25 protein-coding genes are annotated in these 24792 nt (G+C 66.0%); 10 read left to right on the top strand and 15 right to left on the bottom strand.

Annotation, left to right across the window (positions count from 1 at the left end; all coding sequences use genetic code 11):
• Positions 1 to 21 precede the first annotated feature (21 nt).
• From J2T23_RS12920 to J2T23_RS12930, 3 genes are all read left to right on the top strand, one after another.
• Positions 22 to 1449: a class II fumarate hydratase gene (locus tag J2T23_RS12920; protein ID WP_109863457.1), complete on the top strand. Its 1428-nt coding sequence runs from the start codon at positions 22 to 24 to the stop codon at positions 1447 to 1449.
• Between the two features lie 139 nt (positions 1450 to 1588).
• On the top strand, positions 1589 to 2254 hold the full coding sequence (locus tag J2T23_RS12925) for a TetR/AcrR family transcriptional regulator (RefSeq protein WP_141181036.1): 666 nt from the start codon (positions 1589 to 1591) through the stop codon (positions 2252 to 2254).
• Entirely contained in the window at positions 2251 to 3936 is a 1686-nt protein-coding gene (locus J2T23_RS12930) for an MDR family MFS transporter (protein WP_307360523.1), read from the top strand. Before J2T23_RS12925 ends, J2T23_RS12930 begins: the two co-directional genes overlap by 4 nt.
• Positions 3937 to 4065: 129 nt before the next feature.
• On the opposite strand, the gene J2T23_RS12935 is transcribed toward J2T23_RS12930, so the two are convergent.
• Positions 4066 to 4536, bottom strand: coding sequence for an NUDIX hydrolase (locus J2T23_RS12935; protein ID WP_141161173.1), 471 nt, complete (start codon positions 4534 to 4536; stop codon positions 4066 to 4068).
• 42 nt (positions 4537 to 4578) lie between these two features.
• Positions 4579 to 5124, bottom strand: a complete 546-nt coding sequence (locus tag J2T23_RS12940; protein ID WP_307360528.1) for a prepilin peptidase — start codon at positions 5122 to 5124, stop codon at positions 4579 to 4581.
• Positions 5125 to 5184: 60 nt separating this feature from the next.
• Here J2T23_RS12940 and J2T23_RS12945 point away from each other — a divergent pair, with 60 nt between their 5' ends.
• Positions 5185 to 5979: a hypothetical protein gene (locus J2T23_RS12945; protein WP_307360531.1), complete on the top strand. Its 795-nt coding sequence runs from the start codon at positions 5185 to 5187 to the stop codon at positions 5977 to 5979.
• A gap of 42 nt (positions 5980 to 6021) precedes the next feature.
• A complete protein-coding gene (locus J2T23_RS12950; protein ID WP_141161176.1) occupies positions 6022 to 6669 on the top strand; it encodes a GNAT family N-acetyltransferase in 648 nt (215 codons plus the stop codon).
• A gap of 198 nt (positions 6670 to 6867) precedes the next feature.
• Here J2T23_RS12950 and phoH2 read toward each other — a convergent pair whose 3' ends face one another.
• Together phoH2 and J2T23_RS12960 are read right to left on the bottom strand one after the other, a co-directional pair.
• Positions 6868 to 8286 (bottom strand): RNA 5'-3' helicase PhoH2, encoded by a 1419-nt coding sequence (gene phoH2, locus J2T23_RS12955; RefSeq protein WP_141161177.1) that lies wholly within the window; start codon positions 8284 to 8286, stop codon positions 6868 to 6870.
• A 239-nt stretch (positions 8287 to 8525) separates the two neighbouring features.
• Positions 8526 to 9287, bottom strand: a complete 762-nt coding sequence (locus J2T23_RS12960; RefSeq protein ID WP_141161648.1) for an isoprenyl transferase — start codon at positions 9285 to 9287, stop codon at positions 8526 to 8528.
• Positions 9288 to 9435: 148 nt separating this feature from the next.
• Here J2T23_RS12960 and trhA point away from each other — a divergent pair, with 148 nt between their 5' ends.
• The gene (gene trhA / locus J2T23_RS12965) at positions 9436 to 10179 is read left to right on the top strand and encodes a PAQR family membrane homeostasis protein TrhA (protein ID WP_370871397.1); all 744 of its coding nucleotides are present in this window, start codon (positions 9436 to 9438) and stop codon (positions 10177 to 10179) included.
• Positions 10180 to 10207: 28 nt separating this feature from the next.
• Here the strand turns inward: trhA and J2T23_RS12970 are convergent, their stop codons facing one another.
• Positions 10208 to 10549 (bottom strand): hypothetical protein, encoded by a 342-nt coding sequence (locus J2T23_RS12970; RefSeq protein WP_141181033.1) that lies wholly within the window; start codon positions 10547 to 10549, stop codon positions 10208 to 10210.
• 97 nt (positions 10550 to 10646) lie between these two features.
• Positions 10647 to 11552, bottom strand: coding sequence for a mycothiol conjugate amidase Mca (gene mca / locus J2T23_RS12975; RefSeq protein WP_141161179.1), 906 nt, complete (start codon positions 11550 to 11552; stop codon positions 10647 to 10649).
• A gap of 130 nt (positions 11553 to 11682) precedes the next feature.
• On the opposite strand from mca, the gene J2T23_RS12980 reads away from it, so the two are divergent.
• Positions 11683 to 12141, top strand: a complete 459-nt coding sequence (locus J2T23_RS12980) for a DUF4307 domain-containing protein (protein WP_141161180.1) — start codon at positions 11683 to 11685, stop codon at positions 12139 to 12141.
• 151 nt (positions 12142 to 12292) lie between these two features.
• Positions 12293 to 12787 carry a transcription elongation factor GreA gene (greA, locus tag J2T23_RS12985; protein ID WP_141161181.1) on the top strand — a complete coding sequence of 165 codons (495 nt, stop codon included), beginning with the start codon at positions 12293 to 12295 and terminating at the stop codon, positions 12785 to 12787.
• Positions 12788 to 12898: 111 nt separating this feature from the next.
• Here the strand turns inward: greA and J2T23_RS12990 are convergent, their stop codons facing one another.
• The 4 genes from J2T23_RS12990 to J2T23_RS13005 are packed head-to-tail and all read right to left on the bottom strand — an operon-like array spanning position 12899 to position 17121.
• Positions 12899 to 13528, bottom strand: a complete 630-nt coding sequence (locus J2T23_RS12990) for a rhomboid family intramembrane serine protease (protein WP_307360538.1) — start codon at positions 13526 to 13528, stop codon at positions 12899 to 12901.
• A gap of 8 nt (positions 13529 to 13536) precedes the next feature.
• Positions 13537 to 14775, bottom strand: a complete 1239-nt coding sequence (gene ilvA / locus J2T23_RS12995; protein ID WP_307360541.1) for a threonine ammonia-lyase — start codon at positions 14773 to 14775, stop codon at positions 13537 to 13539.
• Positions 14776 to 14778: 3 nt separating this feature from the next.
• Positions 14779 to 16122, bottom strand: coding sequence for an AI-2E family transporter (locus J2T23_RS13000; RefSeq protein WP_307360543.1), 1344 nt, complete (start codon positions 16120 to 16122; stop codon positions 14779 to 14781).
• A 36-nt stretch (positions 16123 to 16158) separates the two neighbouring features.
• A complete protein-coding gene (locus J2T23_RS13005) occupies positions 16159 to 17121 on the bottom strand; it encodes an aldose 1-epimerase family protein (RefSeq protein WP_307360545.1) in 963 nt (320 codons plus the stop codon).
• 102 nt (positions 17122 to 17223) lie between these two features.
• On the opposite strand from J2T23_RS13005, the gene galT reads away from it, so the two are divergent.
• Both galT and galK read left to right on the top strand, forming a co-directional pair.
• Complete coding sequence (gene galT, locus J2T23_RS13010) at positions 17224 to 18381, top strand: galactose-1-phosphate uridylyltransferase (RefSeq protein WP_307360547.1); 1158 nt, start codon at positions 17224 to 17226, stop codon at positions 18379 to 18381.
• Positions 18378 to 19559 (top strand): galactokinase, encoded by a 1182-nt coding sequence (galK, locus tag J2T23_RS13015; protein WP_307360549.1) that lies wholly within the window; start codon positions 18378 to 18380, stop codon positions 19557 to 19559. Before galT ends, galK begins: the two co-directional genes overlap by 4 nt.
• Positions 19560 to 19647: 88 nt before the next feature.
• Here the strand turns inward: galK and J2T23_RS13020 are convergent, their stop codons facing one another.
• The 5 genes from J2T23_RS13020 to J2T23_RS13040 form a co-directional block, all read right to left on the bottom strand.
• The gene (locus J2T23_RS13020; protein ID WP_307360552.1) at positions 19648 to 20565 is read right to left on the bottom strand and encodes a Bax inhibitor-1/YccA family protein; all 918 of its coding nucleotides are present in this window, start codon (positions 20563 to 20565) and stop codon (positions 19648 to 19650) included.
• Positions 20566 to 20714: 149 nt separating this feature from the next.
• The gene (locus J2T23_RS13025; protein ID WP_141161187.1) at positions 20715 to 21428 is read right to left on the bottom strand and encodes an ABC transporter ATP-binding protein; all 714 of its coding nucleotides are present in this window, start codon (positions 21426 to 21428) and stop codon (positions 20715 to 20717) included.
• The gene (locus J2T23_RS13030; protein ID WP_141161188.1) at positions 21415 to 22410 is read right to left on the bottom strand and encodes an ABC transporter ATP-binding protein; all 996 of its coding nucleotides are present in this window, start codon (positions 22408 to 22410) and stop codon (positions 21415 to 21417) included. The genes J2T23_RS13025 and J2T23_RS13030 overlap by 14 nt, the downstream gene beginning before the upstream one ends.
• Positions 22407 to 23654: a branched-chain amino acid ABC transporter permease gene (locus J2T23_RS13035; RefSeq protein ID WP_307360556.1), complete on the bottom strand. Its 1248-nt coding sequence runs from the start codon at positions 23652 to 23654 to the stop codon at positions 22407 to 22409. The genes J2T23_RS13030 and J2T23_RS13035 overlap by 4 nt, the downstream gene beginning before the upstream one ends.
• Positions 23651 to 24658, bottom strand: coding sequence for a branched-chain amino acid ABC transporter permease (locus J2T23_RS13040; protein WP_141161190.1), 1008 nt, complete (start codon positions 24656 to 24658; stop codon positions 23651 to 23653). The genes J2T23_RS13035 and J2T23_RS13040 overlap by 4 nt, the downstream gene beginning before the upstream one ends.
• Between the last annotated feature and the right edge of the window lie 134 nt (positions 24659 to 24792).

Below are 24792 nucleotides of genomic sequence, written 5' to 3' on the forward strand. Positions count from 1 at the left end.
CGGGAGCCATAAGCTAGCCCCATGACTTCCACTGAAGAGTTCCGCATTGAACATGACACGATGGGCGAGGTCCGCGTCCCCGTGAACGCACTGTACCGCGCGCAGACGCAGCGGGCAGTAGAGAATTTCCCCATCTCCGGCAAGACCCTGGAGCGCACCCACATCGAGGCGCTGGCACGGGTCAAGAAGGCTGCCGCCCAGGCCAACGCTGAACTGGGTGTGCTCGACGGCGAGCTGGCCAAGGCGATTGCAGACGCTGCCGATGAGGTGGCTGCCGGCAAGTACGACGGCGACTTCCCGATCGACGTTTTCCAGACCGGCTCCGGCACGTCCTCGAACATGAACACCAACGAGGTCCTGGCAGAGCTGGCCACGCGTGCGCTGAAGGCCGCGGGCAGCGACAAGGTGGTCCACCCCAACGACCACGTCAATGCCTCGCAGTCCTCCAACGACGTCTTCCCCACGTCCGTGCACGTTGCCGCCACGTCCGCCCTGATCAACGACCTCATCCCCGCCCTGGGCTACCTGGCAGAGTCGCTGGAGCGCAAGGCCGTTGAGTTCAAGGACGTGGTCAAGTCCGGCCGCACGCACCTCATGGATGCCACCCCGGTCACCCTGGGCCAGGAGTTCGGCGGTTACGCCGCACAGGTCCGCTACGGCATCGAGCGCATCAACGCCTCGCTCCCCCGCGTCGCCGAGGTTCCGCTGGGCGGCACCGCCGTGGGCACCGGCATCAACACCCCCGCCGGTTTCCCGGAGCGCGTCATCGAGTTGCTGGCCACCGACACCGGACTGCCGCTGACCGAGGCCCGCGACCACTTCGAGGCACAGGCCAACCGCGACGGCCTGATCGAAGCCTCCAGCCAGCTGCGCAACATCGCCATCTCGTTCATGAAGATCAACAACGACCTCCGCTGGATGGGTTCGGGCCCCAACACGGGCCTGGGCGAGATCGCGATTCCGGACCTGCAGCCCGGCTCCTCCATCATGCCCGGCAAGGTCAACCCGGTCATCTGCGAGGCGTCCATCATGGTCGCTGCCCAGGTCATTGGCAACGACACCGCCATCGCCTGGTCCGGCACCAACGGCGCCTTCGAACTGAACGTCGGCATTCCCGTGATGGCTGCCAACCTGCTCGAGTCAATCCGCCTGCTGGCCAACACCAGCCGCGTCATGGCAGACAAGATGATCGACGGCATCACCGCGAATGTGGAGCGCGCCCGCTTCCTGGCCGAAGCCTCCCCCTCGATCGTCACCCCGCTGAACAAGTACATCGGCTATGAGAACGCCGCCAAGATCGCCAAGACCGCCGTCAAGGAGGGCCTGACCATCCGCCAGGCCACCGAGCAGCTCGGTTTTGTCGGCGAAGGCGACGGCAAGGTCTCCGAGGCCGACCTCGACAAGGCACTGGACGTCACCACCATGACGGCCCCGGCCCACAAGGCCTAACCCCGCCACCACTTCGGGAACGCCCGACGGCGGCCGGCACCTTTCGCACGAAAGGCGCCGGCCGCCGTCGCTCGTTAAGGCAACTGCCCGCCAGCCATCGAGTTTGCACTGTATGGTTTTTAGTGCAAAAATGTACTTTGTGACTGATAGTGCAACTTCTGACAGCCTGCGCGAGCGCAAGCGGACAGCCACCCGGACCGCCATCACCTCTGCCGCCCGCGCCCTGACCTCCGCAAAAGGCCTCAACGGCTACACCGTGGAGGAGGTCTGCGAGGTGGCCGGGATTTCGCGCCGGACCTTCTTCAACTACTTCCCCACCAAGGAAGACGCCATCATCGGCCACGCCGAGGACGACGTTCCGGCCGATGCCATCGAGGAATTCGTGGCCGGTGCCGCCGGCTCCCGCCCCGGCGAAATTTCGCCCACCCTGTTCAGCGACCTGGTCCGGCTCTCCCTCCGCCTGGCCGAGGGCATGACGGAGTCCGAGGAAGACACGCGGCAGCTGATCGGGGTGGTCAAAAAGGAGCCGCAGCTCATCCTGAAAATCATCGGGGTCACGGAACAGCGCGAAGCCCAGTTCGCCCGGGACGTCGCCAGGCGTGAGGGCGTGGCGCCGGACCACCCAGTGGTGCAGATGGCAGTGGTCCTGCTCAGCACCATCGCCCGCAAGAGCAGCATGGCCTACTTCTCCGACGGCAATACCCGCAGCTATCCGGACCTGCTGCTGGAGAACATTTCCGCCGCCAGCCTCCTTTTCTCCCAGCCATTCGACAGCACGGCCACCGCCGCAGAAGGAAACCAATGAGCACCGCAACCGCCAAGCCGCCGGCAGGACCCCTGCTGTTGACGCAAAAACGCATCTGGATCATCTTCTCCGCGCTGATCGCCGGAATGCTGCTCTCCAGCCTGGACCAGACCATCGTCTCCACGGCAATGCCCACCATCGTGGGCAAGCTCGGCGGCGTGGAGCACCAGGCGTGGATCACCACCGCCTACCTGCTGGCCACCACCATCGTGATGCCGATTTACGGCAAGTTCGGTGACATCCTGGGCCGCCGCAACCTGTTCCTGGTGGCCATCGCGCTCTTCACCCTCGCGTCGGTGGGCTGCGCCCTGGCCACCGACTTCTGGGGATTCGTCATCTTCCGCGCCGTCCAGGGCCTGGGCGGTGGCGGCCTGATGATCCTCTCGCAGGCGATCATCGCCGATATTGTTCCCGCCAAGGAGCGCGGGAAGTACATGGGTCCGCTCGGTGCAATCTTCGGCCTCTCCGCCGTGGCCGGCCCGCTGCTGGGCGGCTTTTTCGTGGACCACCTGACGTGGGAATGGGCGTTCTACATCAACATCCCCGTTGGCCTTGCCGCCTTTGCCATCGCTTGGTTTGCGCTGACCCTGCCCAACAAGAAAGCGGAGAAGCGGATCGACGTCCTCGGCGTCGTCCTGCTCTCCGCCGCCACCACCTGCCTGATCTTCTTCACCGACTTCGGCGGCAAGAAGGACGAGGGCTGGGATTCACCCCTCACCTGGGCGTTTGGCGCGGGCCTGCTGGTTTCTGCCGCCGCGTTCGTCATGGTGGAGCGGCGCGCCGAGGACCCGATCATCCCGTTGAGCCTGTTCCGGAACCGGATCTTCATCAACGCCACCGCCATCGGCTTCACCCTGGGCCTGGGCATGTTCTCCGCCATCGCGTTCGTCCCCACGTTCCTGCAGATGTCCTCCGGCACGTCCGCTGCAGAATCCGGCCTCCTCATGCTCCCCATGATGGCCGGCCTCATGGGCACCTCAATCTACTCCGGCATCAGGATCTCCAAGACCGGCAAGTACAAGATGTTCCCCATCCTGGGCGCCGTCTTCACCATGGCGGCCATGCTCTGGATGACCACCCTTGCGGCCAGCACCCCCATCTGGGTCATCTGCCTGCAGCTGTTCGTTTTCGGAGCCGGCCTGGGCCTGATCATGCAGGTGGTGGTCCTGGTGGTCCAGAACTCGGTACCGGCCGACCAAATCGGCACCGCCACCAGCACCAACAACTACTTCCGCGAAGTGGGCGCCGCCATGGGCGTGGCCGTCTTCGGGTCCATCTTTACCACCCGCCTCTCCGAGGCCCTGACCAGCGCCTTTACCGGCGCGGGAGCCTCCGCCGAGCAGGCCGGGCAGTCCACCCGGACCCTGGACCCGCAGGCACTCAACCAGCTCCCCGAGCAGCTGCGCGATGCCATCGTAAACGCCTATGCGGACTCCTTGGCGCCCGTGTTCTGGTACCTGCTCCCCTTCATCGCCGTCGCGCTGCTGTTGGCCCTGACGCTGAAGCAGATCCCGCTGTCGGACACCGCCGGTATGGTGGCCCGTGGTGAGGCCGTGGGCGGCGAGGAGGCCGAGCGGCTCGCCGCCGGGCTTCCCGGCACCACTGCCGGGGACGTGGAAGCCGCAGGTGACGGGGACGTTGTGAAGGACGACGACGGCGAGCTGGTTTCCCAGGCCCGCTGACGGCGTCGAACGCCCCGCTTGCCCCGGCTGGCTGTGTGCCAGGCGCACGCTGGGCGGGGGGAAGTGACCAACAGGGTCGCCGCAATCTTTGGGGGTTGCGGCGCCCCTGTTTCTTTAAGCGTCCCGCCGCTACGGCTCGAAGTGGACCGCTGCTGTGGGGGCCAGCGCCTGCCGGATGCTGGTGAGGTGGCCGGGCATCAGCTCGGGAAGGTCGTCAAGGGTAAACCAGCCGACAGCCAGGGATTCGTCGTCATTGACCCTGGCTTCTCCGGAGACGTAGCGGCACAGGAACACCACGTCCAGGAATTCGCAGACGTCACCGTTGGGATACGTGACCGGGCCTACCGCGCCCACGGACACCACCCGCTCAGCCTCGGCCACCACGGCCGTCTCCTCGAAGATCTCCCGGACCAGCCCGCGTGCCGGCTGCTCGCCGGGGTCAAGCATGCCGCTGACCAGGGCCCACTGGCCGTTGTCAGCCCGCTGGGCCAGCAGGATCCTGCCGGCGTCATCCACCACCACGCCGCGCACGCCAGGAACCCAGATGGGATCGTTGCCGATCTTCTTGCGCAGCTTCAGGACATACTCAGGGGCAGGCATAGGGCCAGCCTATCCAACCCCCGGGGGCTGCATACCCCGCGGTCATGCGGGAAGCAGCATGGCGGCCGCGGCTCCGGCAAGCATGAACGGTCCGAACGGGATGGACGATTTCAAGGTCCCACGCCGGGCTGCCAGAAGGGTCAGGGACCACAGGCCGCCGAGCAGGAAAGCCAGGAAGGTTCCCGCGAACAGGTGCCCCCAGCTCAGGTAACCCAAGTACATGCCGAGCACTCCTGCGAGTTTGACGTCGCCGAACCCCATGCCCGGCGGGTACACAAAGCGGAGGACGAAGTAGAAGAGCCACAGGATTCCTGCCCCCGCCACCACGCGCACGGCCGGGGTGGAAAGGAAGCCGGTGCCGCCCCCCGCATCCGGAAGCGGGCTGGCCCAGGCGATGGCTGCTGCCGCCAGCAGGAGCACCCCGGCCACGCCATAGGACGGAAAGACGATCCGGTTGGGCAGGAGGTGGTGCCGGACGTCGATGATGGTCAGCCGGACCGCCATCACCGCGAAGTAGAGGCAGGCCGCCAGAACCAGCCAGAAGGCAAGCGGGCTGTGCTGCCAGAGTTCACCGAGTCGTCCGATCACCCCTCGGATGCTACTGGATCCCCCCATTCCCGCCGTAGCGCTGCCGCGTAAAATGTGGATATGTCGACCTGGGACTCCCGGCGCAGCCCGGCTCCGGACTCTCCTGCCGCCCCGGCGGACCTTGTCGCTGTGTTCCGGAACCTGTGCCGGTCCTCCCCCTGGAAGTGGCAGTCGCTGCGGTTCGAGTACTGGGACCAGGCCTTCGCCTCAGCCCCTGCCCCGGGTGCACCCTTCATCCGCGCCTGGCTGCGACGTCCGGGCGCGCTCCGCCTGGAAAGCCCTGAGCGGCTGATCCTCCACAGCACCACGGGCATTAACGATTCCCGCGACGTTTTCTATGTAAGCGCCACACGCAAATCCTGGCTCCTCCCTCCGCACCTGGTCACGCCCGTCTATGACGACCGCGGGCTGGTGCGGCGCCGCCCCGAGGCAGCCTACGGCGAGCCCGGCTTCGGCAACGGACGCTTCTCGGCCGCCCTGGATCCCGTGGAGCTTGCGGGCAACGCACCGGTGCCCATCGAATTTCCCGGCAGCAACGCGCTGGACATCCGGGAGGCGCGGTACGCCGACCACGAAGGCAGGCCAGTCCTTGAAGCCGTGGTGGTTCCCAACCCTGCGTACCGTCCCGCCGATCCTGCCGCTCCCTTGTGCCTGCCCGGCAAGTCCCTCCTCCGCGTGGACATGGACACCGGCGTCTGTGTGTCCAGCCAGTCGCTGGAAGCGGAAACGGAGGGATATGGCCACTGGATCCGGATCATCGCCGTGGACGAGTACATGCTGGATGACCTGTTCCTGGCCCAGTCCATGAACCTCACCGATGTCCGCCGGCACATCAGCTGGGACATACCGGCCTGAACGTGACAGGCTCCGTCCGCGCCCGTCGGCTAGGCTTCGCGGATGACCACGCTGAACACACTCTGGCCCCTGTTCGACCTCCGGCTGGCCACGCCCCGGCTGGAGCTCCGACCCATCACTGACCAGGACATCCCGGCGGCGGTCGCCGCCGCCCGCAGCGGCATCCACGAGGCCGCCAGGAACCCTTTCAGCACGCCGTGGACAGAACTGCCCGACGACGAGCTTGGCCCCAACATGGCCCGCTGGTACTGGCGCTGCCGCGGCGGGTTCACCCCCGAGGACTGGACGCTGCTCCTGGGCATCTGGCATGAGGGGCAGTTCATCGGGTGCCAGGATGTGGGTGCCAAGGAGTTTGCGGTCCGGAAGACCGTCACCACCGGCTCGTGGCTTAAGCAGTCCGTCCAGGGCCGCGGGCTGGGCAGGGAGATGCGTGCCGCCGTCGTGCTCTGGGCCTTTGACAGGCTGGGCGCCGAAGTGGCCGAGTCCGAAGCCGCGGCCTGGAACAGCGCTTCCCTGGGCGTCTCCCGTTCCCTCGGCTACGAACTGAACGGCACCACCCGCAGAGCCTGGGGCACCAAAGTCGAAACACTCCAGCACGTCCGCCTCACCCCGGAAACCTTCAACCGCCCCGACTGGGAGCTGCAGGTCGAGGGCCACGAGGCAGTGGCAAGGTTCCTTAAGGTGACTTGACTGCACGAGACCGGCCCAAGTCCTTCGCGTAGGAGCGCATCGCCGACCAGAGCGTTGCGCAGGTCGCCCAGCGACCGAAGCACCGCGCCGGGAGGTGTCTAAGCGACGGCGAAGGGCTTGGGGCGGACGTACCCAGCCACCGAAAGGCACGAAGGGCCGTGGCCCGGCGAACCCGGCCACGGCCCCTCACTAAGCGACCTACCCTTCGAGCAGTTCCGTGACCAGGGCTGCGATGGGCGAGCGTTCGGAGCGGGTGAGGGTGACGTGGCCGAAGAGGGGGTGTCCTTTCAGGGTTTCGACGACGGCGGCAATCCCGTCGTGGCGCCCCACGCGGAGGTTGTCGCGCTGGGCGACGTCGTGGGTGAGGACGATCTTGGAGTTCTGGCCCATGCGGCTCATGACCGTGAGGAGGACGTTCTTTTCGAGGGACTGGGCCTCGTCCACGATGACGAAGGCATCGTGGAGGGAGCGTCCGCGGATGTGGGTGAGTGGCATGACCTCGAGCATGCCGCGGTCCATGACCTCCTCCACCACTTCCTGGCTGACCAGGGCGCCGAGGGTGTCAAAGACAGCCTGCGCCCACGGGTTCATCTTCTCGGACTCCGAGCCCGGCAGGTAGCCCAGCTCCTGGCCGCCCACCGCATAGAGGGGCCGGAAGACGATCACCTTGCGGTGTTCGCGCCGTTCCAGCACGGCCTCGAGGCCCGCGCAGAGGGCCAGCGCGGACTTGCCGGTGCCGGCCCGGCCACCGATGGACACGATGCCGACGCCGGGATCCATCAGCATATCGATGGCCAGGCGCTGTTCGGCGGACCGGCCGTGGAGGCCGAAGACGTCACGGTCGCCCTTGACCAGGCGCACCTGCTTGTCCGCGCCCACCCGGCCGAGTGCGGACCCGCGGTTGGAGAGCAGCACCAGCCCGGTGTTGACGGGCAGTTCGGCGGCGGCGGGGATGAAGACGGGCTCGTGGCCGTAAAGGGTGGCGATCTCCTGTTCGTCCGCGTCGATTTCCGCGACGCCGGTCCAGCCGGAGTCCTTGACCAGCTCATTGCGGTACTCATCGGCCGTGAGGCCCATGGCGGAGGCCTTGACGCGCATGGGCAGGTCCTTGGAGACCACCGTGACGTTGCGCCCCTCGTTGGCCAGGTTCTTGGCCACGGCAAGGATGCGGCTGTCGTTGTCCCCGCTGCGGAACCCCAGGGGCAGCACCTCCGCGGAGATGTGGTTCAGCTCCACCATGAGGGTGCCGCCCTCGTCTCCGATGGGAAGCGGCTTGTTCAGGCCGCCGTGCTTGACCCGGAGGTCGTCCAGGAGGCGCAGGGCATTGCGGGCGAAGTATCCCAGTTCCGGATCGTGCCGCTTGGCTTCGAGCTCGGTGATGACGACGACGGGGACCACCACCTCATGTTCGGCGAACCGCAGGAGTGCCCGCGGGTCGGAGAGCAGGACGGAGGTGTCAATGACGAAGGTGTGGATGTCGGCTTCCCTTCCGGAGACAGCAAAACCGGCCGCAGCATCAGTTGCTGCGCCGGCCTCAGAGGTGGCTCGCTCGGCGCGAGAGGTAGCTTTTCCGCCCTGTCCAACAAGGACCTCGGGCAGTTGTTCAGAAGTAGCCACATCGACTCCAGCCCCGGGCGCCAGCCCGGAATTGTTATTGGTGAGGCGGCTCGGCCACGAGGCCGGGTCCGGCCTCCCATACAACCGGCGCGATGTTCCGCTCCATGTATTGGCCTCCCCGATCAGCCGGCGGTTTTGCCTGCTGATGGATATAACGTAAATCCACGGCGGCCCATTTCCGCAACTATTTGACGGCGATTTCTCCGGCGGATCTATGAACTCGTGATGAACCGGGGGTTTCAGGCGCCGAAGCGCCGCTGCCGGCCGGCGTAGTCCCGGAGGGCGCGGAGGAAATCGACCTTGCGGAAGGCAGGCCACAAGGCTTCGCAGAAGTAGAACTCGCTGTAGGCGCTCTGCCACATCAGGAACCCGGAGAGCCGCTGCTCCCCCGATGTCCTGATGACCAGGTCAGGGTCGGGCTGGCCGCGCGTGTAGAGGAAGCGTGAGATGTCATCGACGCACAGGTCATCGGCGAGCTTGGAGATGTCCATGCCCTTGGCCACGGCATCATGGAGGAGTTCCCGGACGGCGTCGACGATCTCCCGGCGCCCGCCGTACCCCACGGCCACGTTCACGTGGATTTTTTCCCGGACCGGGGTCCTGGCGGTGAGCTTGTTCAGCCTCTCGGCCAGGTAGTCCGGCAGCAGCTCCGGGGCACCCATGGCATGGACGGAAATATTGGCGTCTTCGTCCAGCCTGTCCAGGGTATTGGCGATGATGCCCATGAGGAGGTCCAGTTCCTCGCTGGAGCGGTTCATGTTGTCCGTGGAGAGCATGTACAGCGTCACCACTTTGACGCCCAGCTCCTGGCACCAGCCCAGGAACTCGTGGATCTTGTCCGCACCGGCCTGGTGGCCCTGGGCGGTGGGGGCGTTGAACTGCTTGGCCCAGCGCCGGTTGCCGTCCACCATGACACCGATGTGCCGGGGAATGCGGTCGCGGGGCAGATCCTTAAGCAGCCGGCGCTCGTAATAGCCATAGAGGAACCCGGGCAACTCCACGCGTCCACTCACCTGACTTTCCTGCCGTACGTACATCCACATCCTAGGCTACCGCCAGCCGTCCCCCGGGACAGGCGGCACGGCGCGAGAGGCGTTCGCAGGAAGTTACCCGGCGGTAACTTACCGGTCCGTAAGTTATTCTGGTGCCATGAACAGCGACTCTCCGCAGGCCTCCCCGGCACCCCGGCCGGAGGACAGGAACGCCGGTGCGGATCCGGAGCCCAGCGCAGTGGATGACGCCGCGGTCCGCCTGGCGGAACTGTTGATGATCAAACCGAAATGGCGCGGCTGGATCCACACGGTCACGGCCCCGCTGGCACTGGCCGCCGGGATCCTCCTGGTTGCCCTTGCCCCCACCCCGGACCGGCGGATCACCACGGCCATCTACGCTTCCACGGGCGTCCTGCTCTTCGGAGTCAGCGCCGTCTACCACCGCGGCAATTGGTCCCCGCGGGTCAAGCTGGTCCTGAAGCGGCTGGACCACACCAACATCATGCTGGTGATCGCCGGAACCTACACTCCGCTGGCCTGGACCCTGCTGGAGCGGCAGCAGGCGGTGGTGCTGCTCTGGGTCATCTGGGCCGGAGCCATCCTCGGCGTCCTGTTCCGGCTGCTGTGGACCGACGCACCGCGCTGGCTCTACGTTCCCATCTACATCGCACTGGGCTGCGGTGCGCTCTTCTACCTGCCGCAGTTCTTCCAGGCCAGCATGCCGGCAGCCGTCCTGGTGTGCGTAGGCGGGGTCCTCTACATCACGGGCGCTGTGTTCTACGCATTGAAGAAGCCCAATTTCAGTTACCACCACTTCGGCTTCCACGAACTGTTCCACGCCTTGACAGTGTTTGCCTTCGCGGCCCACTTCGTGGCGATTGCCCTGGCGGTCCTTGCGTAGATTCGCCCGAACCGCCGCCGGGCCTTCCCTACTCGCGGGGCCGTGAAAGCCCGTCGGCGGGACCGGTTCCGTCGGCCTTCGGCGCTCCCTGGCGCGTGCCGCCGTCGAGCCCGTCCTGCGCGTCCGCTGCGTCGATGTCTGCCTCGGCAGCGGCCGCCAGGCGTTCTTCCTCCACCTGGGCGCGGTAGCGGACCCTGCGGATGCGGCGCACCATGTCCACGATGAGCAGGGCGGTGGCCACAACGAAGAACGCCGTCATGATGAAGCCCAGCAGGCCCGGCGTCACCTGGTCCTCGGAAATTCCGTCCCGGAGCGTCGGAGTGGGCAGCGGGCTCGGCGTGGTGGCCAGGCTCAAGAGCAGAGAATGCACGGTGAATACCTTCTGGTGGAACGGATGCAGCAGGTCGCAGAGGAAACGGCCCCTCGCCGCGCCTGTCTTCTACGCAAGATAGAAATAGCCTGCGAGTCTATCTTAGCCCGGCGAACAGGTCCTTCTCGGGGAGCTCGGAGGGCACCCGCGAGTGGATCAGGGAATAGTCCTCCCAGGGCCAGACCCTGCGCTGCATGTCCGGTGACACCGCAAAAAAGAACCCCAGGGGGTCCACCTGGGTGCGGTGGGCGCGCAGTGCGTCGTCGCGCATTTCAAAGAAGTCGCCGCAGTCCACCTGGGTGGTGGTGGGGTGCGCGGCAGGGGGTGGCGTGTGGCCCTCCGCATCCGACTCCAGCCAGGCCGCCAGGCGCTCCGCATAGGGAGACTGCAGCCCCGCTTCTTCGAGGGCGAAGTGCAGCGCCCGGAACCTTTCCGGGCTGAAGGCACGGTCGTAGTAGAGCTTGCTTGGCTCCCAGGCCTCCCCCGCCCCGGGGTAGCGTTCGGGATCGCCCGCTGCCTCGAACGCTTCCACGGCTACCCGGTGGGCCATGATGTGGTCCGGATGGGGGTAGCCGCCGTTCTCGTCATAGCTCAGGATTACGTGGGGCTTGAAGGACCGCACCAGTCGGACCAGGGGCGCCGCTGCCTGCTGGAGCGGAAGGGTGGCGAAGGATCCGGCGGGAAGCGGCGGAAGCGGGTCCCCTTCGGGGAGGCCGGAGTCAACGAAACCAAGCCACCGCTGCTTAATGCCCAGGATTGCGGCGGCCTGCTGCATCTCGAGCCTCCGGGCGCCGGCCATGTCCCTTTTGGGGTGCGGTACGCCTTCCATGGCGGGGTTTTGGATGTCACCGCGGGACCCGTCCGTGCAGGTTGCCACCAGGACGTCGACACCGGCTGACGCGTACATCGCCATGGTCGCAGCGCCCTTGCTGGATTCGTCGTCCGGGTGGGCGTGGACCGCGAGCAGCCGGAGCGGAACCTGGGAGTTGCTGGACGCTGTCATGGAGGGGACGGCTCCTTATTCGTTGTGCGCGGCTTGTGGCAGCTTATGGTTGTTGGTCGGGGTGCATTGGCCCGGGCGGCAGCCGCAGCCGCCGCGAAGAGCCCGGCGGAAAGGGCACTAAACTGGTCTGGTGACTTCCCCGGACCAGCCGGCCCAATCCGCGCCCGCAGACACTAGCCTAGCCAATCGGTATGGTGCTAAAAAGCGCCGGCTCTCCCCCAAAGCCGCCCGGACTGCGATCGGCGCCGCGCTCGTTGTCGGAATCGGCTTCCTGGCATGGGTGACCACTTCCAACTCGCTGTCAGGGGTGACGTACAAGGACGTCGGATACAGCACCACCGATGCCACGCTGGCGGAAGTGGACTTCCAGGTCACCAGGGAACCGGCCAACCCCGTCAAGTGTGCCGTGAAGGCGCTGGACTCCAAGTTCGCGGTGGTGGGCTGGAAGGTGGTGGACATTCCGCCGTCGGCAGCGGACAGGACGGCCGACGGCGGCAGGACAGTGGCTCAGCGCGTCACGTTGCGTACGGAGTCGGCGTCCGTGTCGGGCGTGGTGGACAGCTGCTGGATTCCCGCCGGAGCGTCGTAAAGGATGTGATGCGCGACGCTTGCTTGTTGGGTTATCTCCAGAGGATTGACTACAATGGAGAGATACCTTTACCCCGCTGAGCTGGTTACTGTTCCACAAGTGGCCACCGTGGCGGGGTCTTTTGCATGTAGGACCACTAGAGGAGAAGTCCGTGTCTACCACCAACAGCGCATCTGCAGCCTGGCTCACCCAGGAAGCTTTTGACCGCCTGAAGGCAGAGCTGGACCACCTTTCCGGCGCAGGCCGGGCGGAGATCGTCCAGAAGATTGAAGCAGCGCGGCAAGAGGGGGACCTCAAGGAAAACGGGGGCTACCACGCGGCCAAGGAGGAGCAGGGCAAGATCGAAGCCCGCATCCGCCAGCTCACGGTACTGCTCCGGGACGCCCACGTGGGTGAAGCGCCTGCCGATGACGGCATCGTGGAGCCCGGCATGATCGTGGTTGCCAGGATTGCCGGCGATGAGGAGACGTTCCTGCTGGGGTCGCGCGAAATCGCGGGCGACTCTGACCTGGATGTGTTCAGCGAGAAGTCTCCCCTCGGTGCGGCCATCCTGGGACACAAGGAGGGCGAGACCCTCAGCTACGTTGCGCCCAACGGCAAGGACATCAAGGTGGAGATTCTCTCCGCCAAGCCCTACGCCGGCTAATACCGCCGGGACCGGCACGAAGCCGGTCCTGCAGAGAGCGGCGGCCGTCCCCCAGGGGACGGCCGCCGCTTTTATGTGCGTACGGTGTGCCGTGGGGAGGCGGGACCGGAGTCAGGCCTCCCGCGGAAGCACGGGGACGCGGGGACGCAGCAGCAGCGCCGCCACTACTCCGCCGGCAGCGCCACCCAGGTGCGCCTGCCAGCTGACATAGCCCGCTACAAAGGGAAGGGCGCCCAGCAGGATGCTTCCATAGCCCATGAAGAGGACAACTGCGAGCAGTATCTGCCGCCAGCTGCGGTTGAAGAACCCACGGACCAGGAGGAAGGCAAAGAGCCCGAAGACAAGCCCGGATGCGCCCACCGTGACACCGTCGCCGATGAGCCAGACGGCCACTCCGCTGCCGAGCCAGCTGAAGGCCAGCGCCGTGAGGAAGACCCGCAGCCCGGAAAGGAAGACCAGGAACCCGAAGATGACCAGAGGCAGGCTGTTGGACAGCAGGTGGTTCAGGTTGGCGTGCAGCAGCGGGAAGGTGAAGATGTCCAGCAGTCCGTCGGCGCTCCTGGGCCGCAGCCCGAAGGTGCGCGTAAGGGCGCCCAGCATCATCGTGTTCACCACTTCGATGGCGAACAGGAGTGCCACGAATCCGCCAAGCACCAGCAGTCCGGCTTTGGCGCGCGTCGCGATTGTCTGCCGGTCCGGGCCGCGCCCGCTGCTCCCCAGTCCGTTACACAGCCCGGCCATGGCCGTTCCTAGTGCACGACAATCGGCTGGAAACCCTCGGCGCGAAGTGCACTGAGGACCTGCTCGCCATGCTGGTGGCCCTTGGTTTCGAGGTTTACGGTGATGGAGACATCGCCCATGCTGATGGAGCCGCCCACTCTGGTGTGGTCCAGGCCGGTGACGTTGGCGTCGTTTTCGGCGATGATGCGGGCGATGGTTGCCAGCGAACCGGGGCGGTCGTCGAGCATCATCCGCACGGTCATGTAGCGTCCGGCAGCGGAAAGGCCGCGCTGGATGACTTTCAGCATCAGCATCGGGTCGATGTTTCCCCCGGAAAGGACCACCACGGTGGAACCAGGGTTTTCAATCTTGCCGTCCATGAGTGCGGCGACACCCACTGCCCCGGCGGGTTCCACCACCATCTTGGCCCGCTCGAGCAGGAAGATCAGGGCGCGGGCCAGGGAGTCTTCACTGACGGTGACCACATCGTCAACCAGTTCGCGGATGATGCTGAAGGGCAGCTGTCCCGGACGTCCCACGGCGATGCCGTCCGCCATGGTGGAGACCTTCTTCAGGGGCACCAGTGCATCAGCGGCGAGTGAGGGCGGGTAGGCGGCGGCGTTCTCCGCCTGGACGCCGATGATGCGGATCTCCCGGCCGAGTTCCCTGGCGCGGGCCTTAATGGCCACCGCGACTCCTGCCAGGAGCCCGCCGCCGCCCACGCCCATGAGGACCGTGTCGACGTCGGGGACCTGCTCCAGGATTTCCAGGCCTACGGTCCCCTGGCCTGCCACGACGTCCACATTGTCGAACGGGTGGACAAAGACCATGCCGGTTTCATCGCTGTAGCGCTGGGCTTCGGCGAGCGCCTCGTCCACGTTGTGCCCGTGCAGGATGACTTCGGCACCATGGCTCCGGGTGGCGGCGAGCTTGGGCAGCGCCACGCCCAGCGGCATGTAGATACGGGCTTTGATGCCAAGGCTTTTGGCGGCAACTGCAACGCCCTGGGCGTGGTTGCCGGCCGAAGCTGCCACGACGCCCCGCTTTTTCTCTTCCTGGGAGAGCCGGGCCATGCGGACGTAGGCGCCCCGGACCTTGAAGGAACCGGCACGCTGCAGGTTTTCGCATTTGAAATGGACGTCGCCGCCCACCATTCCTCCCAGTGCCCGGGACGATTCAACGGGGGTGCGCGCAATGATCCCGTCAAGCAGCTTCTGCGCCTCAAGGACATCGTCCAGTGTGACGGGAAGGGTTTCAAGGATCTTCACGGACTACTCTCCTCTGGGTTTTGCCCCGGTGCCCTCCGGAGAGGCGGCGCGGGCATCACGGTGCTCGGATGACGTGCCGGTTTCCGGGCCGTTCCCGGCGTCGGATGCAGTTGGCGGTTCAACGTCCTCGATGGTGTTGTCCCCGCCCGCTCCGGCTGTGATGGGCCTCCCGGCGATTACCGGCACTTGTTCATGTTCCCACGTTCTGGCGGCAATGTAGCGAACGGCCGAGTTTGCTACGGCGAGAATCGGCACGGAGAACAGCGCGCCGGGAATGCCCGCGAGGTACGAGCCTGCCGCAACGCTGAGGATCACGGCGACCGGATGGAGCGACACTGCCTTGCCCATGACCAGGGGCTGCAGGATGTGGCCCTCGAGCTGCTGGACCAGCAGGACGATGCCCAGCATGATCAGGGCATTCACGGGACCGTTGGCCACCAGGGCCAGGAGGACGGCTACGACGCCGGTCACCAGGGCGCCCACCACGGGGATGAAGGAGCCGAGGAACACCAGCACGCCCAGGGGAAGAGCGAGCGGGACGCCGATGATGGCGGCGCCCACGCCGATGCCCAGCGCGTCGACGGCGGCCACGAACATCTGGATGCGGGCGTAGCTGACCATGGATGCCCAGCCCTTGTGGCCGGCACCGAAGGTTGCTGCCCGGGCCTTGCGTGGAAGCATCCTGACCAGGAAGGCCCAGATCCGGTCCCCCTCCAGGAGGAAGAAGATCAGGATGAACAGCGAGAGCAGCATGCCGGCGGCGAAGTGTCCGGCAGTGCTGCCAAAGGACAGGGCGCCGCTGAGGATGCTGCTGCTGTTGTTCTGCAGTGCGTCGGTGGCGTCCTTGACGTACTGGTCGATCTGGGTGGCGGTCAGGTGCAGGGGCCCGCTGGACAGCCAGTCCTGGACCTGCCGGACGCCTTCGAGGGCCTGGGAATAGAGTTCGCCGAAACCGACCACCAGCTGCCTGCCCACCAGTGCCAGCGCGCCGGCGATGACGCCGATGAAACCGATCACGGTCACTGCGACGGCCAGTCCTGCGGGCAGCCCGCGGCGCTTCAGCCATGACGTGACTGGGCTGAGCAGCCCGGCAAGGAGTGCTGCCACCATGATGGGAATAATCAGGAGGGTGATGTGGCTGAGCAGCCACACCAGCGTCCCGGCCATCAGGAGGATCAGGCCCAGCCGCCACGACCAGGACGCGGCGATGCGGATGCCGTACGGGATGTCCTTGTCCAGTTCACGGTCTGTGAGGACCCGCAGGGGGGCCGCGGCGGTGGCAGGTGCCGGCACCGGGGGCACCGGTGCTGGATGGGCAAAGGTAACGTCGTCCTCTTGTGGCGTCATGTACCAATACTTCCCCAGCGCCGCTCCAATGGGAAACTACTGCCCTGCCGTGCCGGGGGTGTAGTCGATTCCCCATTCCATGCTGAAGGACTCCCCCGGCGCCAGCCACCGGAGGCCCTCGCCGGAGTTGAAGGCATTGGCCGGTCCCGTCATCGGCTCCACGGCGACCGCCCGCGTCCGGCCCGGATAGACCGTGCTCACGAAGACGTGGACGTACTGGCAGGATTCGTCCTGCCAGAGCGAGACGCTGCTGCCGTCCCCCGCGGCCAGGGTATGCCTGGCCACACCGTCCTCAAAGCGGAGGTCCGTCAGGGCTACGTCCACCGCAAGGTCCGCGATCTGCCGGCCGGCCCGGAAATCAACGTCCCCGTCCACCGGAGTGGCACTGCGCGGGATGAGGCGCTCATCGGTTACCAGGCGGGTGCCGGCAGACACTGTCAACTGCAGGTCCCCGGGCGGAGTGTCACCGACGCGCAGGTAGGGGTGCGCGCCGAGGACGAAGGGGGCGGCCGCCGCACCGTCATTGGTGAGTATCTGCCGGACCTGCAGCCCGAGGTCTTCCGAAAGCTGGTACTCCACCCGGTGCCGCACCAGGAACGGGTAGCCGTGCTGCGGAAACACGGTGGCCTCCAGCGCCACAGCGTGCGGGGATTCCCCGACCGGGACGTAGCCGGCATTTCGAAGCAGGCCGTGGCTGGCGTTGTTCCGGGACACTTCCGTGATGTCCAGTTGTTGCTTCTTGCCGTCGAGGAACCATTGTCCGTCCTCCACCCTGTTGGCCCAGGGAGCCAGCGTGATGCCGGCCCCGCCCGGTGCAATCTCGTCATCGCCGTAGGTCTCGGTCAGGAGGACCCCGCCCCGGCTAAACGAACGGAGGCCGGCGGCGAGTTCGGTCACTACGGCTACGGCGTCGCCGCGGCGGAGCTCGAATTGCCGGCCTGTGGCACAGGGCCGGGCTGGGGCGGGGGCCGTGGCTTCCCCTTTGGAAAAGGCAGTCATGGGGATTACCGTACAACGGGCGGCCGGGCACCTCCATCCCGCCACTCTGTTACTTTTTGTTCTTAACTATTCATTCTTGATCGTTTATGCCAAACTTTTTTCATGACAGGGATCACCAGCACCAATCTCTCCGACGGCCGGGAGCTGTTCTACTTCGACGACGCCGGCACCAGTGTCCCGCGTGCGGCTCACTTGACGACCGACCACCGCGGCCTGCCGCCACGGGCGGAACCCGGCGAAGTCCGTTTCGACGCACTGACCGACGAATGGGTGGCCATCGCAGCGCACCGCCAGGCCCGCACCCACCTGCCGCCGGCGGACCAGTGCCCCATCTGCCCCACCACCCCCGGGAATGCTTCCGAAATCCCTGCCGCCGACTATGACGTGGTGGTCTTCGAAAACCGGTTCCCCTCCCTGGGACCGGCGCTGGGACCGGTTTCGGAGGATGCCGCCTGGGGAACCAAGGGCCCTGCCTATGGCCGCTGCGAGGTGGTGTCCTTCACCCCGGACCACACCGGGGCCTTCAGCGGGCTGAGCCAGGAGCGGTCCCGGACCGTGGTCGAGGCGTGGGCGCAGCGCACCGCTGCCCTTAGCGCCATGGCGGGCATCCAGCAGGTGTTTCCGTTCGAGAACCGCGGCGCGGACATCGGCGTGACCCTGCACCATCCGCACGGACAGATTTACGCCTACCCGTATGTCACGCCGCGCGCCGGTGTCCTGGGCGCCGCGGCCCGGAGGTACTACGACGCCAAGGACGGCCGGGATACCCTCACCGGCTCACTGCTCCGCGCTGAGCGGGAGGATGGCAGCAGGATGGTGGTGGAAGGAAAGCACTTCAGCGCCTATGTACCCTTCGCTGCCCGGTGGCCGCTGGAGATCCATCTGGTTCCGCACCGCCAGGTCCCCGACCTCGCCGCATTGGGCGGGGAGGAGAAGGATGAACTGGCCCATGTCTACCTGGACCTGCTCAAGCGGGTTGACGCCCTGTATCCCACCCCCACCCCGTACATCTCGGCGTGGCACCAGGCGCCGCTGGACGCGGTCCTGCGCCCGGCGGGCTACCTCCACCTCCAGCTGACATCCCCGCGCAGGGCAGCCGATAAGCTGAAGTACCTGGCCGGGTCGGAAGCGGCGATGGGCGCCTTCATCAACGACACCACCCCCGAAATCGTGGCGGAACGGCTGCGCACTGTTGCCGTCCCGCCGTCGTCCACGCCTGCTGCCGCCCTTGCGGCCACCACGGAAGGAGCGCATGCGTGAGCCCCCAAAACCACCCCGATGCCGGAGCCGCCGCGCCACGGGAGCTGGCGGCCCGTTTTGAACAGGAGTTCGGCGCCGCTCCCGACGGCGTGTGGCAGGCGCCGGGGCGGGTGAACCTCATCGGCGAACACACGGACTACAACGAAGGCTTCGTGCTGCCGTTCGCCATCGACCGCACCGCCCGGGTGGCCGTGGCAGCCCGGCCGGACTCCGCCGTCCGCCTGTTGTCGACCTACGGCGACCAGGGCCTGGTCACCACCTCGCTGGAGTCACTGCAGCCCGGAACCGCCAAGGGATGGACCAAATACCCCCTGGGCGTCATATGGGCCCTCCGGGAACGGGGCATCGACGTCCCGGGCCTGGACCTGCTCCTCGACTCGAACGTCCCGCTGGGTGCGGGCCTGTCGTCGTCGCACGCCATCGAATGCGCTGTCATCACCGCACTCAACGACCTCACCGGCGCCGGGCTGGCGGCCGAGGACATGGTGCTGGCGACCCAGCGCGCGGAGAACGACTTTGTGGGTGCGCCCACCGGAATCATGGACCAGTCCGCGTCCCTGCGCGGCTCAAAGGGCCATGCAGTCTTCCTGGACTGCCGGGACCAGGCGGCGCGCCTGGTCCCGTTTGAAACCGAACCCGCAGGCCTGGTGCTCCTGGTGATCGATACCAAGGTGTCGCACTCCCACGCCGACGGCGGCTACGCCTCACGGCGGGCATCGTGCGAGCTCGGCGCCGAGGTCATGGGGGTGAAGGCCCTGCGGGACCTGGAGGTAGTGGACCTTGAGGAGGCAAGCGGGCTGCTGGACGAGGTCACGTTCCGCCGGGTGCGGCACGTGGTCACCGAGAACCGCCGGGTGGTCCAGGCCGTGGAGCTGCTGGGCGGCCCCGGCCCAGGCGCCATCGGCCCCCTGCTGGACGCCAGCCATGCATCCATGCGGGACGATTTTGAGATTTCATGCCCTGAACTGGATCTGGCCGTGGACACCTCCCGGGCCAACGGTTCCATCGGGGCCCGTATGACCGGCGGCGGGTTCGGCGGGGCAGCCATTGCCCTCACGCCGGTGCAAGCCGAACAAAAGGTGCGTGACGCCGTCGTGAAGGCTTTCGCGGACGCCGGGTTTGCGGTCCCGGACATCTTCACGGTTTTCCCTGCAGCCGGAGCCATGCGCATCGCCTAGGCGGGCTTCGCGTTAAATGGCCGTGGGCCCCACCGGTTCGGTGGGGCCCACGTCCTTTGGAGTACGACGGCGGAAGTTGCCGGGGTGCCTAGTCGTCGCCGCGCAGGATGGCCAGCAGGCGGATGATCTCCACGTACAGCCAGACCAGCGTGACCGTGAGGCCGAACGCTGCCGTCCAGGAGAACCGCTGCGGGGCGCCGCTGCGGACGCCCGCCTCGATGCTGGTGAAGTCCATGATCAGCGAGAAGGCGGCGAGGCCGATGGCCAGCAGGCCGATGAAGACGCCCAGCGGGATGCCGAAGATCTCGACGGAGGTGCGCAGGCCGAACGGGCTCTGCACGGCGCCTGTCCACATCATGACCATGTTGATCAGCGCGAACACGGCATAGCCGATAAGGGCGATCATGAAGAACCGCATGGCCTTCGGGGTGGCCCGGACCTTGCCGCTCTTGAAGAGGACCAGGGTCACGGCGAACACCGAGAGTGTGCCAATCACGGCCTGCAGCCCGACACCGGGGAACATGCCGTCCAGGATCCGGGTCAGGCCGCCCAGGAACAGGCCCTCCAGGGCAGCGTAGGCCAGGATCAGTGCCGGCGAGGGCTGCTTCTTGAAGGTGTTGACCAGTGCCAGGACGAACCCGCCCAGGGCACCGACGAGCATCAGCATGGAAGCCAGCCCCTGCGCCACCACCAGGGTGACTGCTGCGCCGGCGATCACCGCGGCGAGGCAGGCGGCGGTCTTCATGATGACGTCGTCGAACGTCATCCGGCCGGTGTCCGCGGGGCCTGCCGACGGCTGGCTGTACATCTGCCGCAGCTGTTCGTCCGTCATGCTCTGCGGCTGGGTGCCCCAGCCCTGCTGGGGATACGGCTGCTGGCCGTAGGGAACCTGGCCGTACGGCTGCTGGCCGTAGGAAGCGCCATAGGGAGCCTGCGGGACAGGCGGTGCCTGGGTGGCTCCACGGAAACTCTTTCCGTTGAAGATCGGGTTGCCGCCAAGTGCCATTGCGGGATTCCTCCATGTGGGTGTGGGTGATGAGCTTTTGTTACGCTACCAATTCCCACGTGGGGGGCGACGCGAAAGTTCCCATGGGGCCCGGTTGCAACCGAACCGTGACCGTTGCCACGGTTGGTACCCGGACCCCATCAGGAGGGCTAACCCACGCCCAGGTACGCCTCCTTGATGGAGGGGTCCTCCAACAGCTGCCTGCCGGTGCCGCTGTGGGTGATCTCCCCCGTCTCGAGCACGAATGCCCGGTGTGCTCCGGCAAGGGCCTGGTTGGCGTTCTGCTCCACCACAAGGACGGTGGTTCCCTGGTTGTTGATCTCCTTGATGATCTTGAAGATCTGGCGGATGAACTGTGGCGCAAGGCCCATGGAGGGCTCATCGAGAAGCAGCAGTTTCGGGTTGGACATAAGGGCCCTCCCGATGGCAAGCATCTGCTGCTCACCACCGGACATGGTTCCCCCGTACTGCTTCTCCCGCTCCTTCAACCGCGGAAACAGGTCGAAGACCCGGTCCAGGTCCTTGGGCACTCCACTTCTGTCCTTCCGCCCGAACGTTCCCATGTCGAGGTTTTCCATGACGGTCATGCCTGGGAAGATGCCGCGTCCTTCCGGGGCCTGGGAGATTCCGTGCACCACCCGGATGTGGGCCTTCATCTTGGTAATGTCCTGGCCCTCGAAAGTGATCCTGCCCTCGGAGCAGTTCAGCAGGCCCGAGATGGTCCGCATGGTGGTGGTCTTGCCGGCACCATTGGCACCGATCAGCGCCACCACTTCGCCTTCGTCGACGGTGAAGGAGATGTCCCTGAGGGCCTGGATGCGGCCGTAGTGGACTGAAACTCCCGCAAGTTCAAGCAACGTCATCTTCAGGCTCCCCTAGGTAAGCAGCAATAACACGCGGGTCTTCGCGGATTTCGCGGGGCAGTCCGTCCGCGATCTTCTTCCCGAATTCCAGCACGACGATCCGGTCGGTCACGCCCATGACGAGTTTCATGTCGTGCTCAATCAGCAGCACGGTGTAGCCCTCGTCCCTGATGGTGCGGATGAGGGCCATCAGTTCCTCTTTTTCGGCCGGGTTGAAGCCGGCTGCGGGCTCGTCCAGGCAGAGGACCTTCGGGTCAGTTGCCAGGGCCCGGGCAATCTCAAGCCTGCGCTGGTAGCCGTAGGGCAGCTGCCGGGACAGGACATGGGCATGGCTGCCGATGCCCACGAAGTCCAGCAGGGCCATGCCGCGCTCGATGGCCGACTTTTCCTCCTTGATGTGGGTGGGCAGGCGCAGCAGCGCTCCGCCGACGCTGGTCCGGTGCCGCGCGTCCAGGCCCACCACCACATTTTCCAGCGCGGTCATCTCACCGAACAACCGGATGTTCTGGAACGTGCGGGACAGGCCCAGCCGGGTGATCTTGTGCTGCTTGATGCCGTTCAGGACCTGCCCCTCCAGCACCACTTTTCCGCTGGTGGGCTTGTACACGCCGGTCATGGCATTGAAGCAGGTGGTCTTCCCGGCGCCGTTGGGCCCGATGAGGCCCAGGATCTCGCCGCGCTTGATGTTGAAACTGATGTTGTCCAGGGCCACCAGGCCGCCGAACTTGATGGTCAGGTTCTGCACCTCCACGATGTTGTCGCCCACCTTGACCGCGATGTCGCGGTCCGGGGCCACCTTCTCAGCCAGTTCCTGGTCCACGCCGGCCTCGGCAAGGGCGTCCATGTCCAGCTCCGGCGCGATCGGTGCCACCGAATCTTCCTGAACCTGGCCGGCCTGGTCCGCGCTGTGCCGGCCCGGGCTTTGCTGCGCCGGCTGCTCCTCGACCCTGCCGGAGCCCGCGTGCCTTTCCTCGGAGCTCATGCCTCCGCTCCTCTCTGTCCGGCCACCGGTGCTTCGGGGCCGGCCGGTGGATTGTGTTTGTCTTTCGGCGCCGAACCTTCACGGCTGGTGACCTTGTTCAGCGCCGTCCTGCCGTAGGCAAGCAGCCTCTGCCGCGCGGGCAGGAGCCCCTGGGAGCGGAAGATCATGATCAGCACCAGCGCGATCCCGAAGATCAGGTACTTGTACTCGGCGATGGCCGTGAACCTCAACGGGATGTAGCTGACCAGTGCTCCACCCAGGATGGCGCCCACCTTATTGCCGGCACCGCCCAGGACGACGGCGGCGAGGAACAGGATGGAGGTGGTGACGTCGAACTTCTGGTTGTTGACGAACCCCACCTGCCCGGCGAAGAGTGCACCGGAAAGCCCGCCGACTGCAGCGCCGATGGCGAAGGCCCACACCTTGTACTTGAAGGTGGGAACACCCATGATTTCCGCCGCGTCCTCATCTTCGCGGATGGCAATCCAGGCGCGGCCCACCCGGCTGCGTTCCAGGTTGCCCACCAGGAGGGTGACGATGATGATGATGGTCAGGGTCAGCCAGTACCAGGGCACACCGTTTGAGTTGGAGAAGATCGGCGTTCCATCAGCACCGTCACCCGGCGGGTGGCCGACGTTCTGGAAACCCACCTGGCCCTTCATCGCAGGAATGATGGTGGCCAGGATGCGGATGATCTCCCCGAAGCCGAGCGTCACGATGGCGAGGTAGTCGCCCCTGAGCCGGAGTGTAGGCACGCCCAGCATGACGCCGAAGAACATGGTGACTGCCATGGCCACCGGAAGCGTCCAGAGGTAGGGGATGTGCAGGTAGGGCGAATCCGGGCTGGTCAGCATGGCGGCGACGTACGAACCCACCGCAAAGAATGCGACGTACCCAAGGTCCAGCAGGCCGGCGTAACCGACCACCACGTTGAGGCCGACGGCGATGAGCGCGAACCGGGCCATGTCGAAGCAGGCCAGCGCGAAGTTGTTGCCGGGCTCCGTGGTGATGATGGGCGGGTTGAGCAGCGGAAGCAGGTAGGCCAGTACCACGACGACCACCAGGAAGGCCCACTGCTGCTGGCGGGACAGGGCGTGCCAGCGGTCCGAAAGGTAACCGGTCCTGCGCTTTCCGCTTGGGCGGTGGTCGCTCTTGCCTGCGGCTTTCTCGGAAGCTTCACGTTCCTCGGCTGCCTGCTGGGCGGCAGCTGTCTGCAGCGGCGTGGGGCCGTCCGTCATACTCATGCTTTGCTCCTTCCAAGGGAGGTGCCCAGGATGCCTTCAGGCCGCAGCAGCAGCACGAGCACCAGCACCACGAACGCCACGACGTCGGTCCACTGCGAGTTGCCCAGCAGGATCTGGCCGTAGTTGCCGATCAGGCCGAGCAGCAGGCCGCCCAGCAATGCCCCCCGGACGTTGCCGATGCCGCCGAGCACCGCGGCGGCAAAGGCCTTGATGCCCAGGACGAAGCCACCGCTGTACTGGACACCGGACGGAATTTTCATGACGTAGAACAAGGCGGCGGCTCCTGCGAGGAGGCCTCCGATGACGAAGGTGGTGATAATGATCCGCTCTTTGTTGACGCCCATCAATGTGGCGGTATCAGGATCCTGGGCAACGGCCCGGATGCCGCGGCCGGTGCGGGACTTGCTGATGAACCTGTCGATGCCCACCATCATGATCACGGCGGCGATGATGATCACCAGCTGCTGCGAATCGATGATGGTGCCGAAGACGTCGAAAATGGGGGTGGGCCGGAACATGGTCAGGGCCAGTTCGGGGCTGGGACCGCGCCAGAGGTAAATAAGGTACTGGATGGTGAAGGAAGCACCAATGGCGGTGATCAGGAAGACCAGGCGGGGCGCGTTCCGTTGCCGCAGGGGCTTGTAGGCGATCCGCTCCAGCAGGAACGCTGTCACGGCGGATGCCAGCATGGCCAGGACCAGCGCCAACAGCAGGTTCAGGATGATGGCCCAGATGTCGAGCCGGGGAGCTGAGGGGCCGAAGCCAAGGCTGCTGAGGGTAAAGAAGACGGCGTAGCAGCCAACGATGAACACTTCCGAGTGCGCGAAGTTGATCAGGTTCAGGACGCCGTAAACCAGGGTGTACCCCAGCGCCACGAGCGCATAGATGGCCCCGAAGGTAAGGCCGTCAAAGGTGGCACTCCAGAAGTTCTGGGCCAGGGACGGTATGTCGAAGGTGATCCAGTCGTTTTCCGTCGGGAGTAGTGGGACAAGAGAGGGAAGCATGGGAACATCCTGATCCAGTTGCACGCGGCCTTGTGGGCCCGGCCGTGGGACTTGTGTCTATTGACGTTGCTTGGTCCTGGGCTGCGCCAAGCGAAGAAAAGGCTGTGGGGGCCCGCTGATGCTGGCCCCCACAG

This window comes from Pseudarthrobacter niigatensis, from assembly GCF_030812615.1.
Taxonomy (GTDB): Bacteria; Actinomycetota; Actinomycetes; order Actinomycetales; family Micrococcaceae; genus Arthrobacter; species Arthrobacter niigatensis.